Source organism: Luteibacter sp. NPDC031894, from assembly GCF_050273135.1.
Taxonomy (GTDB): Bacteria; Pseudomonadota; Gammaproteobacteria; order Xanthomonadales; family Rhodanobacteraceae; genus Luteibacter.
Window position 1 is genome coordinate 99,611 of record NZ_JBNNMV010000004.1, and the last position, 12,325, is coordinate 111,935.

Here is a 12,325-nt window from a genome sequence, read left to right on the forward strand (position 1 = left end):
TGCCGAGTGATGGACCGGAGGCGTCGCACTCACGTGCGGCGCCTTTTTCATGGTCCGACGTACATTTCTTCCATGACTACTGAGCCAGAAACCGATCAGCTAAACCGGAGGTTGTCAACGATCAAGGTCATCGGATTATTGTCATTGGTATAGATTCTGAACTCATTGAACGGAGCAACGTTCGATTGGCCGAACGTTTGCCCAGTCGGTACACCTCTGAATGTCCAACCATTGCTACCGGCTATCAATTGAACCGAGCCATCGGCCTTGATACCAAGCTGGAAGCTTGTCGCCTGACGTGCAAGGGTGATCAATGCGCCTCGAATGTCGGCACCTACGTCCTTCTTCTTCACGGCCAAGCACATAGCATTCAAGTAGGGCGGAAGATGTTGTTCGACGATCGACATCCCGTCTTTCGATGAAACCATAGAGGCAGCTCCACCTGCGAGTATGACCTTCTTTCCCGCAGAAATGGCCTGGGGGAGGAGGTCCTCGAAATCGATCAGAATGCCTTTGCGCAGCGTAAACGGCCCTTCTGGAAACTGCTCCGCGTCGTCCCGTTCTGTCTGATCCCCGAAGCACGCCCACAGTTGAACCGTAAGCACCGACCCGTCGTTCAACGTTTCTAGCCAGCTGCGCGGCAGTTCGACATGAAGACCGTGAACGACCTCGCTCGCCGTCAGCGGGTGGCTCGACAGCAGGATGACGCTCGCGCCGTGATTGCCCCCGGTGCCGTGCACTTCGAGCCACACATGGTTGCCCGCCACAGCCCCCGGCCAGCCGGCAACGGACACATGGGCGGCGACTCCGAGGGTCGCCAGGTCGACGGTGCCGTTGATGGCTTCGACGATGCCCGGTACAGGACGGGATAACGTACTGGGCGGGGAAGCGCTTTCGGCCGAAGCGGTCGGCTCGGAGCTTGCCTCGATCGTGTTCATGACGACTCCTTGTCGTTGTTGCACCTGGATCACAACGCTACGCCACCGACGCCTGGGGTGACATAAGCCTTGCGTCGTAGGTGCCTTCCATCGCGATTGCAAATCGTTCTCATTAAATTTACGATACGCGTCCAGACGGGTCCCGTGCCCGCGCTCGCCTCTATCCAGGGACAACAGGAGTCCTTCCCACCGCAACCGCACTGCGGCGCGAAGGATGGCGCATGCGCGAACGAAGGCCGTTCCCTTCATTCGTCCAGACCGCACAAGGAATTGACCCATGGCCTTCATCAAAAGCCGCCGACATGCCGCTCCCGCCGCGCGCACCGTCGGCGCCGCTGTCCTCCTCACCCTCGCCCACGGCGCCGCCGCCACCGACGTTCCCGTCGACGTCGCTGCGCCCCCGCAGCAGGCCAAGGTGAACGACGCGCAGGCACTGCCCGGTTTGAAGGTCGAAGCCGATCGCTCCAGCGATTACCGCGTCGACAAGGTCTCCTCCCCGAAATTCACGCAGTCGCTGCTCGACACCACACAGACCATCCAGGTGATCGGCAAGGAACTGATCCAGCAGCAGGGCGCCACGACGCTGACCGAGGCGCTGCGCAACAGTCCGGGCGTGGGCACCTTCTTCGTTGGCGAGAACGGTTCGACGAACACCGGCGACTCGATCTACATGCGCGGCTTCGATACGTCGGGCAGCATCTTCGTCGACGGTGTGCGCGACCTCGGCACCGTGTCGCGCGACGTCTTCAACATCGAGCAGGTCGAAGTCACCAAGGGTCCCGACGGCACGGAATACGGGCGCACGGCGCCGACTGGTGCAGTGAACCTCGTGACCAAGCAGCCCGTGCTCGGCAACGGCATCTCCGGCTCCGTGCAGGTCGGCAGCGGCCAGCGCCGTCGCGCCACGGCCGACTGGAACCAGTCCATGGGCGCGACCGGCGCGTTCCGGCTCAACGTGCTGGGCCAGGAAAGCGGTGTCTACGGCCGCGATCAGGTGGAAACCAATCGCTGGGGCGTTGCGCCCTCGCTGGCCTTCGGGCTCGGCACGCCCACTCGCGTCTACCTCGATTACCTGCACATCAAGCAGAACAACGTCCCCGACGGCGGCGTACCTACCATCGGTCTGCCCGGCTACAGCAGTCCGGACGCGCGTGCTTTCCTCAATGACGCGCGCAAGATCGGCCAGGACAACTTCTACGGGACGAGCCAGGACCACGACCATGTCACCCAGGACATGTTCACGGTGATTGTCGAGCACGATTTCAACGACACACTGGCACTGCACAACACGTCGCGTGTCGGACGCACCGCGCAGGACTACCTGCTCACCGCGTTCATGGGTTCCTCGGCGAACCTGCTGACACCCGACCCGACCGACCCGTCCACCTGGACGATCGCGCGCAGCAATCCGACCTTCAAGCACCAGTCCAACCGCATCGCCACCAACCAAACGAACCTGACCGCATCGATCGGCACGGGCCCGGTGACGCAGGACATCAGCACCGGCATCGAGCTGACCCAGGAGCGCGCCCGCACGATCGGCATGGGCGCCCTCGGTGGCAGCACCTGGCCTGCGGCGAACCTGTACCGGCCGTATGCCGGCGTCGGCGGATTGCGCTACGGCGAGACCGGCGCGACCAGCCAGGGCAAGACCAACACTGCGGCGGCCTACTTCTTCGACACGGTGAAGTTTGGCGAACACTGGCAGGTGAATGCCGGCGTGCGCCTCGACCACTACAAGACCGACTTCAACAGCAGCGTGGTGTGTGGCGGCCGCGGCGCTCCCGTCTGCGGCCCTCTTCCCACCGGCAGCGTCGTACCGGGCGTCGATGCGAAGAAGAGCGACAACCTGGTCAACTACAAGGTCGGCGTGCTGTACAAGCCGGTTTCCAACGGCAGCATCTACGTCAACTTCGCGCAGTCGCAGGAACCGCCGGGCGGCAACACGCTCACCTTGTCGTCGTCTGCCAACAGTGCGGACAACCCCAACTTCGATCCTCAGAAGGCACGCACGGCCGAGATCGGCACGAAGTGGGACTTGCTCGACGAGAAACTGCTGCTTACCGCCGCGCTCTACCGCACCACGGTCACGAACGAGCTGGTGCAGGATCCGACGGACCTCCTGTACTACCAGATCGGCAAGAAGCGCGTGCAAGGCGTCGAAATCTCCGCACTTGGCAAGCTCACGGACGACTGGGCGGTAAGCGCCGGCTTCACGACCATGGATGCCACGGTCGAAAAGGGCGCGGGTGTCACCGCGAATGGCTCGGGCGACCTCGCCTATACGCCGAAACGCGCCTTCACGGCCTGGACGACGTACCACCTGCCGTTCGACCTCACCATCGGCGGCGGCGCACGCTACTCGGGCGAACTCCAACGCGGTACCGACGGTGCCGTCGGCACCCCGGCCTATACGGAGGCTTACTGGGTGTTCGATGCGATGGCCAGCTACCCGATCAACCGCCACTTCGACATCCAGCTCAACGTCTACAACCTGTTCGACAAGACCTATGTCGCGGCGATCAACAAGAGCGGTTACCGCTACACTCCGGGCACGCCGCGCTCGGCCATGCTGACCGCCAACGTCCGTTTCTGATCCAACGAAGGAACCCTGCCGCCATGCTGATGCACATTCCGGACGTCCTGAGCAAGGCACAGGTCGCCGGGATGCGACTCGCACTCGATGGCGCCGAGTGGACCGACGGTCGGCAGACCGTCGGTCCGCAAGGTGCGATGGTGAAACGGAACCTGCAGCTTCCGGAAGCCTCGGCCTTGCGCCGTGAACTGGGGGACATCGTGGTGGCGGCGCTCGCTCGCCACCCGGCCTACCACGCGGCCGTGTTGCCCTTGCGCACGCTGTCGCCGCGCTTCAACCGGTACGAGGGGGGCGGCGAATACGGCTTCCACATCGACGGCGCGGTCATGGCCGGCGGCGAGACCGATGCGTACATTCGTAGCGATGTCTCCTGCACGCTCTTCCTCAGTGAGCCGGAGGAGTACGACGGTGGCGAGTTGATCGTCAGCGATACGTATGGCGAGCACGAGGTAAAGCTGCCCGCCGGCGATGCCATCATCTACCCGTCCTCCAGCCTGCACCGCGTCACCGCGGTCACGCGGGGTGCCCGCATCGCCTCGTTCTTCTGGGTGCAAAGCATGGTTCGCGACGACGGCGCCCGGCGCCTGTTGCTGGAGATGGACACGGCCATCCGCAACCTGTCGGCCAGCGGTGCCGACCAGGCCTCGATCCTCCAGCTCACCGGCGTCTACCACAACCTCCTGCGCCGCTGGGCCGAGACCTGAGATTGCTGAGATTGAGGTAGGCACGGGGGGCCCCGGGAGCGGATAATTGGCGCCCCCCTGATGTATCGGCTCCCCAACGCATGTTCCAACCCGGTCAACGCTGGATTTCCTCTGCCGAGCCCGAGCTCGGCCTCGGCACCATTCTTCGCGTGGAAGGACGCAGCGTGCAGGTGCTGTTCGCCAAGTCTGGCGTCCTTCGCCCTTACGCCATTGATAGCGCGCCCTTGATCCGCGCCGAATTTCGTGCCGGCCAGCGCGTTTCCGGCAAGGGCATCGCCTTCCTCGTCGAGCGCATCGAGGAGCGCGAGGGCCTCTTCGTCTACCGCGGCGAAGGCCGCGAGCTCGAGGAAGGCCAGCTCGACGACGAGCAGGCGCTGTCGCAGGCGGACGACCGCTTGATCGGGGGCCGCACCGATCCGAACGATCGCTTCGACCTGCGCCTGGAAGCCCTTCGCCGCCGCGCCGATGCACGGCGCTCCGCCGCCTGGGGCCTCGAGTCCGCGCGTATCGGCCTCGTACCGCACCAGCTGCGCGTGGCCGGCATCGCGGCGGCGCGGCGCCCACCCCGGGTGCTGCTCGCGGACGAAGTGGGCCTCGGCAAGACGATCGAAGCCGGCATGATCCTTGCCCGCCAGCTGGCCACTGGTCGCGCGGGCCGTGTCCTCGTGCTGTTGCCCGAAACGCTGGTCTACCAGTGGTTCGTGGAACTGCTGCGGCGCTTCAACCTGTCCTTCTCGATCTTCGACGAGGAACGCTGCGAGGCCATCGAGCAGGCCAACGACGGACGCAATCCGTTCGAAGACGAACAGCTGGTGATCGCCGACTTCGCCTTCCTCGAATCGTCGCCGAAGCGCGCGGCCCAACTCGCCGAGGCGGGCTGGGACCTCATCGTGGTCGACGAGGCGCACCATCTCGAATGGACGCCGGAAGGCGCCAGCCCACGCTATCGCCTGGTGGAAGAACTGGCCTCGGCGACGCCTGGCGTGATCCTGCTCACCGCCACGCCCGAGCAACTCGGCCGTGCGGGCCATTTCGCCCGCCTGCGCCTGCTCGATCCACAGCGCTACGCCGACCTCGACGCCTATCTCACCGAATCCGCGGGCTACGCCGCGCTGTCCGACATCGCCAGCACGCTGGCCGCGGGCAAGTCGCTCGACGACGCCCAGCGCGAGACGCTGGCCGAACGTTTCAAGGGCGATCGTGAACTCGCCGCGCTGCTGACACGCAGCGATGCGAGCGATGAACTCCTCGCCGCGCTCATCGATCGTCACGGTACGGGTCGTGCCATGTTCCGCAACCGCCGTGCGGGTATCGGCGGCTTTCCGCGACGCATGCCGGACGTCCTGCCCATCAACCCGTCGACGCTCGACGCGGGCCGGCGCGAGGCCCTTTTGGCCGAGTTCCGCTCGGACATCCAGCAACCGCCGGCCGCCCTCGAGTTCGACTATGCCAACGACCCACGCCTTGCCGCGTTGATCGGCCTGCTCGACGCCCACCCGAACGATAAATTCCTCCTGATCTGTCGCAGCCAGGCGAAGGTGATGGCCATCGAGGACGCGCTGCGCACCCGCAGCGGCGTCGGCGTGGCACGCTTCCATGAAGGGCTCGGCATCATCCAGCGCGACCGCAATGCGGCCTTCTTCGCCCAGCCGGATGGCGCACGCCTGCTGTTGTGTTCGGAGATCGGTTCCGAAGGACGCAACTTCCAGTTCGCCCACCGCCTGGTGATGTGGGACCTTCCGCTGGATCCGGACCTGCTCGAGCAGCGCATTGGCCGCCTCGACCGCATTGGGCAGAAGCAGGACATCGTGATCCACGTACCGGTGCTCGAACAGAGCGCGCAGCACGTCCTCGCACGCTGGTACGACGAAGGCCTCGATGCCTTCCGCAGCAGCCCCGCCGACGGTCGCGAACTGCTGCGCCGCTTCGGCACCCTGCTTGCCACCCTTGCCGACGAGCACGCGCGCGAGGACGACGATCGCGACCAGGAACTGGATGCGCTGATCGCCGAGACACGCGGCGCGCACGAAGAACTGTCCGCGCTGATCCACGCTGGGCGCGACCATCTGCTCGAGCTCGCCGCCAGCCGCGATCCCCACGCCGGCGACCTTGCCGGCAGCTTCGCCGCGGAAGACGAGGATCCGCTACGCGACCTCTTCGTCCAGCGCCTGTTCGAAACCTACGGTGTGCACACCGAGGAACTCGCGCCCGGCGTGGTACTGCTCGATCCGCAGTACCTGTCGACGGACGGCCTGCCTGGCTTCGCCGACGGTCCCCTTTCCGTGACCTTCTCCCGCGACGTCGCACTCGCTCGCGAGGACCTGCCCTTGCTCCGCCTCGACCACCCGATGGTCGCGGCGGCGGTGGACTTGCTCGTCTCCGGAGAGGACGGAAACGCCGCCTTCCTCGTCGACGATGCCCTGCCCGTGCGCACCGCGTTGCTGCAAGCGGTGTTCGTGCTCGAGATCGTGGCCGATCGCACGCTCGATGCTGGCCGCTTCCTGCCGGCGACGCCGCTCATGCTCACCGTGGACACGAAACTCGGCGAACGTTCGCAGTTCCGCCCGAGCGATGTCGCGCTACGCCGCGCGCCCGATCGCAACATCGAAGTGCCGCGCTACCGCAAGTTCCTGTCCAAGCTTGTACCGCCGATGCTGGAACGCGCGCAGGACCTCGCCTCGGCACGCGCCGACGTCATCAAGGCCGAGGCGCTGGAAGCGGCGCGCCGGGAACTGGACGCGGAGCACGCGAGGCTGGTCGCCCTGCACTCGGTCAATCCCTCGATCTCCGACGAGGAAGTTGATGCCATCGCCGGCGAGCGCGATGCCCTGCTGGCCGCCATCCCCGAGGCGCGCCTGCGCCTGGACGCGGTCCGATTCGTCGTCAGCCCGGATTTCCTCGCGCTACGCTGAGCTAGAACGAGCGGCGTGGCGGCGGCCTGACGCCCCACGCCCAGAGCAGGCACAGACCCGCCACCAGCCCGCCGAGGTGGGCGAAGTGGGCGATGCCGGAAAGCGTGCCGGTGACGCCGAAGATCAATTCGGCGGCGCCGTAGAGCGTGACGAACAGCCACGCGGGAATACCGATGGGTATCGGTATGAGCATCAGCTTTTCGCGCGGGAACAGCATCGCGAACGCCCCCAGCAGGCCGAACACCGCGCCCGAGGCACCGACCGTCGGGTACATGCGGTCGGGCTCGAACAGGTACACCACCGCCAGCTGCGCCACCGCGGCGGCCACGAGGCAGGTGAAGTAGTAGATGGTGAAGCGCCGAGTGCCCATCACCCGCTCGATCAAGCCGCCGAACATGTACAAGGCATACATGTTCAGGAGGATATGCATGACGTTGCCGTGCATGAAGCCGTAGGTCACGACCTGCCAGATCCGGAACCCGATGCCCGCGACATCGCCGCCGCCAAGGTCGACGGCGATGTCGTGGCCGTAGGGCCACAGGGCGAACCAACGCGTCAACGCCAGCGTGTCCTGGTCGCGCAAGAGGTACTGCAGAGCGAACACGAGGATGTTCGCGATCAGCAGGTTCCGGGTGACCGGCGGCAGGTTTGTCGGCATCGTCTTGGCATCGGGGGACAAGGCCAGAGGGTGGCTGCTTGGCCCGCCCAATTCAACCCACCGCGCGCTAAGGCGCGGAGCCCATCCCGATCGCCGTCTCGGCAAGCTCATACATCGTCCTCGCCGGGAGGTCCGTGGACGGGGGTGCGTCCCAATTCGGCATGACATCGTAAGGCGGGGCGAAATACGCCATGTAGTCGCGCCGCGCCCGGCGGGTCTCCAGCCAGTCGAGCCCGGCACGGCGTACGGGTCCGCTGGTCAGGAAGAGGCGCCGCATGTACCTGGCGTAACGGACTTCGGAAATGGCATCGCCGGCAGGATTCCACAGGTTCGGCCGCACGGGCGTCGCCAGCAGCCGTTCGGCGAAGGCAACGGGCGATTCGGTGGTTTCGCTTCCATCGCGTTCGATCCGCCGCATGCGGATGCCTTGGGTCTCCCACTGGGCGGCGACGGCACGCACGCGGGAGGGATATTCCGCCGCGGTGGCCCGCACGCCGAACATCGGGTCGACAATGACCGTACCGGCAGGCAGTGATCCGACCAGGCGTCCACTCGCTCCCTGGGACGCCAGGAATCCGACCGACTCGGCGTCGACCGGCAGCACCATCGTGAAAGCGTGTTCCGTCGTGGCGCCGATGACGGCCATGTGCGTGTCCTCGCGCACCATGCCGCGCAGGCGACGGGTCTGCACCAGCGCCTTGATGTGTCGGTCGGCGTAGCCCGTTTCGATGAAGGCACTGATCGGCCGTTCCGCGTGGAGCATGCCGATGTATCTCGCTTTGTCGGCGGCCGACAGCGGGCTCGTGCTTCCCTCGGGCGCGGGCATCACCAGGTGCTGGTCAGTCGTCGGCGTCGCCGGCAGGTCGGGGATGATCGCCACGGGTCGTGCGCGGGGCACCGGTTGTCCGGCGGTGTCGAGCCGCGTGGGAAACGTCAGGCGCCGTCCCGACCGTGGGTCCAGGATCGAAAAGTCCACCGACCCGTTGGGGGTAAGTTCGGCGGTGGGAAGGGATGTCCCAACGAGTCGCAGGATGGGCTGCGGGATGCTGTTCACCATGTGCTCGATCACACCCAAATCTTCCTCGACGTCCGGTGGCGGTCGTGCGTCGATCGTCACGAAGGCCTCCGTGTCCTTCAAGGGCGGCATGAGCGCGAAACCGTCACGCAAGCCTGCTTCCGGAAACCACGTGCCGCCAATGTCGACGACGTAGCGGCCCGTGCCGCGACCCGCCCCGGCGCCAGGGCCAAGGATCTGCCGATAGTCACCCGCATAGGACGGCTCCGTCTCGACCACCTGCGTACGGCCGTCCAGGTGGCGCAAGCGGATGTAGTGGCGATTGCCCCAGGTCCACTCGTCGAGCGCCTGGCTTGCCGCGTAAGCCACGACGGCGGGATCCTTCACGACCAGATGATCCAGCCCGCGGGGAAGCAATGCGTCGTGTTCGTCGGAGACCCTCGAAAGAAGCTCGCCCAGGTAGGCCGCTTCAGCGGGTGCCAACCGCTTGTCGGGGCCGTCGATCTTCGCCATGACGTCATCGAACGCCGGGAGGGCGTCGGCCTCGCCGGGCAACATGCCCAGTCGCCACGCGTCGTCCGCCCGGCGCAGCTTCGCCACGTGTTCGAGCGTCGGCCCGAGATCCCGGCCGAAGACGGCCTGGCGCAACCACGAAAGCTCCTTGAGAACGGCACGCTGCGCGTCGGGGATCGCCATCGGATCGATCCAGCGCTTATGGATGAGGTCGAGTTCCATGTTCGTCGAGCGGCCATCGATGCTGTCGGCCAACCTCCGGCGGAACACGCCATCCCAATCGAACTGGGGCTTTACCCTGCCCGCTTCCTTTCCGACGATGTGGAAGACGGACCGCCAGGTGTTTGCCATCGCGCCGGCAATCTGGCTACGCAAGACATACTGACCGCGGACGAGCTGCAAGTGGATCGTATTGGAGAGCAGCTGTCCTTCGTCGCATTCCGCGCCGTCAGCCGATACGCCGAACCGGAACGCGCCATCCTCGCCGTGCAATGCCAGGGCGCGTTGCAAATCCCTCGCCATGGACGGCGCAAGCAGTTCGATTTCTCGCGGGGTCCACACGATGGCCCGCGGATCGCGCAAGCGGTCGGCGAGTGTCTCGAGGAACGCATGTCCGGTGGCCAACGTCGCCAACGGCCCCGCCTCCTTGGCCTCCGCCTCGACCAGGTCGGCCTCCGAGGATCCGAACTGGTCGAGGATCTCCGCGGCACGATGGAGCGTCTCCGGATGCGACGTGTATGCCTCCGCGACCTGGGCGAGGATGCTGCCTTTGACGTAGTTGTCGTCCGTGAAGGCGAGTGCCCAGTTGCCGCTGCGCTGCCTGACGACGCGAGGGCCCGATGTGCGGTTGTTCAGGAGGATGCGGTAGCCGTCACCGTCGCTCACGATGCGTGCCACCCTCCCGCCTTCCATGCGAACGAACTGCCGCGGCCCGAACTTGAAGATCCCGTCCGCTCCTCGCAACGTCTTGCTGGGGATATCCACTACGGTTTGCACTACCGCGTCGGCGGCCGCCCAGTGTGCGAGGTGGCCGGCCGGGTCGCGATAGAGCCGGGTCACTGCATCGGTGGGGAAGCCGGGAGCACGGGTCGGGCTGAGCGGATAGCCAATGCGCCCGTTGATCCGTCGCGGCGGATTGAGGAGGGGCTGACGTTCCGGCGATGGCACCGGCTTTTCGGTCGGCCCGCTGTTGCCGGTCCGGCCGAAGACGCCTCCGAGCACGACATTGGAAACGATGGTCAAACCGGCTTGCTCCAACCCGCTTTTCCGTTCTTCCAACGTCCTCCCGTCGATAGCCTGTTCGGTGCCCGTGCCGACCTGCGCGATGCCGAGACCCACCTGCACCGGTATCGCGAGGGGGCGCACGAATCCCAGTGGAGAAAGCAGCGCCGCCACGCGATTTATCGTGGCCCGCCACGCCTCCCAGGCAGTGCCGCGTTGCATGGAAGCATCCTGCTGCATCCGCAGTTTCGTCGCCTCCCGCATGTCTTCGAAAACGTCGCGGCCAATCGTGGCATTGGCGTGATCGATGGCACTCCCGTCGGCATGCCAGCGGTCGTTGGCGATGTTCTCCAGGCCATGCTTCACGCCGGTCCAGAACACGCCGTCCTGGCGGTTGTATACGGAGAAATGGGAGAGCAAGGCGTCGAGGCTGCGAGGATCCTTCGCCTGCGCCAACACCCACTGGCGAAGCGCGGCCTCGTCGCCGGCCGCCACGAATGCCGGCTCGCCGCCGGGAACGTACATCACCTCGCTACCGTCGGTCGCGATGAAGCGGACCAGATTGCTGGCCGTATGGCCGTTGATGTCGAAGCGCTTCACTTCGACGCTGCCGCTCCACCGCGTGTTGCGCAATTGGGCCATGGTGATCGGACCGTCGAGCGGCACGTTCTGTGCTCCCCCACGCATCACCAGTTCGTACTGGTCCGGATCGAGCAGGCCGGATTCCCGCGCCAGCCGCGCCTGCAGCACGAACTCGTAGCGAGCGAGGATCGACCAGTCGGAGATGTTCCGCGTCCAGTACGTTTGGAGTTCGGCGTCGAGCTTCTTGACGTAGGGGAGTTCCGAGAACGCGCCGGGCGCCTTGAACTCGTCGACGAGTCGCGAAAGCCAGAACGGGCTCGCATGGTCCGCTGTGAAACCGCCTTTCCGGTAGATGCGGAAGGCATCGTCGAGGTAGCGGCTCTCTTCGGCCACCGTTTCGATGACATTTCCTTTCGCGAAAAAGGTGTTGTACAGGTACCCGGGGCCGGTCCGACTCCACAGGAACTTGCCCAGGGCCACGAACGCGCTCTTCGTGTCGCTGGCGTGCACGATGCTCTCGCCGAGGCCCACGATGCTGGGGCTTTCGCGGCCGCCGCCCTGCACGCCACCGACCGCGTCCGCGAGCACCGCGAACGTGCCATACCGGGAGTGGTCCGGAAACGCCTCCATGACGGCCTCGGTAAGCGACGTGACGGAGTCGGGTTTGCCTGCCTCCCTGTCGTTGGCGGAAGCAAAGTGCGCGACGACGTAGTCATCGCTTTCGATGCCCAGGTGCTCCTTGATGAACGCTCGAGCCACGCTCTGCGCATCCGGCGGCGGCAAGGCATTGGCTTTAGCGGCGATGGCGTCGAACGCCTGGGCATCGTCGGCGGTGGCGAATTCGAGGGCGACTATCCAGGCGGACGGCGCCGCCGTCGGCGCTGCCGATGCATGCTCGTCGGTGGCATAGGCGGGGACATGGGTCCCGGTTGCGCCTGCGACCTCGTAGTGGCTATCCGCGACGGTCTCGTAGCGCTGCGCATCGGTGAGCACCACCTGGGCGGACGTCACCGTACTGGCCGTTGCCAGCACGGCGCCGATCGTTCGCAGGCGCGTCGGTACGAAGGGGTTCGTCATCGTGTCGCTCTCTCAGGGGAGGGCTGACGACTGTAGGAGTCCTCCCCTGCGCGAAAATGCCGTTCGAAAGCGAAACGAAGGTGGGCCTGCGCCCCCGACGGGCGTCGGC

General features: G+C 65.8%; 6 protein-coding genes. 3 read left to right on the top strand and 3 right to left on the bottom strand.

Annotated features, from left to right (window positions below; all coding sequences use genetic code 11):
* Positions 1–95: 95 nt before the first annotated feature.
* Positions 96–938, bottom strand: coding sequence for a hypothetical protein (locus ACQKIE_RS12515; RefSeq protein WP_427459542.1), 843 nt, complete (start codon positions 936–938; stop codon positions 96–98).
* Positions 939–1,215: 277 nt separating this feature from the next.
* Here ACQKIE_RS12515 and ACQKIE_RS12520 point away from each other — a divergent pair, with 277 nt between their 5' ends.
* From ACQKIE_RS12520 to rapA, 3 genes are all read left to right on the top strand, one after another.
* Positions 1,216–3,534, top strand: a complete 2,319-nt coding sequence (locus ACQKIE_RS12520; RefSeq protein ID WP_427459544.1) for a catecholate siderophore receptor Fiu — start codon at positions 1,216–1,218, stop codon at positions 3,532–3,534.
* A gap of 23 nt (positions 3,535–3,557) precedes the next feature.
* A complete protein-coding gene (locus ACQKIE_RS12525; RefSeq protein WP_427459546.1) occupies positions 3,558–4,238 on the top strand; it encodes a Fe2+-dependent dioxygenase in 681 nt (226 codons plus the stop codon).
* A gap of 80 nt (positions 4,239–4,318) precedes the next feature.
* Complete coding sequence (gene rapA / locus ACQKIE_RS12530) at positions 4,319–7,150, top strand: RNA polymerase-associated protein RapA (protein ID WP_427459548.1); 2,832 nt, start codon at positions 4,319–4,321, stop codon at positions 7,148–7,150.
* Position 7,151: 1 nt separating this feature from the next.
* On the opposite strand, the gene ACQKIE_RS12535 is transcribed toward rapA, so the two are convergent.
* Together ACQKIE_RS12535 and ACQKIE_RS12540 are read right to left on the bottom strand one after the other, a co-directional pair.
* Positions 7,152–7,808 carry a rhomboid family intramembrane serine protease gene (locus ACQKIE_RS12535; RefSeq protein ID WP_427459550.1) on the bottom strand — a complete coding sequence of 219 codons (657 nt, stop codon included), beginning with the start codon at positions 7,806–7,808 and terminating at the stop codon, positions 7,152–7,154.
* A 67-nt stretch (positions 7,809–7,875) separates the two neighbouring features.
* Positions 7,876–12,216 carry a dermonecrotic toxin domain-containing protein gene (locus tag ACQKIE_RS12540; RefSeq protein ID WP_427459552.1) on the bottom strand — a complete coding sequence of 1,447 codons (4,341 nt, stop codon included), beginning with the start codon at positions 12,214–12,216 and terminating at the stop codon, positions 7,876–7,878.
* Positions 12,217–12,325 lie beyond the last annotated feature (109 nt).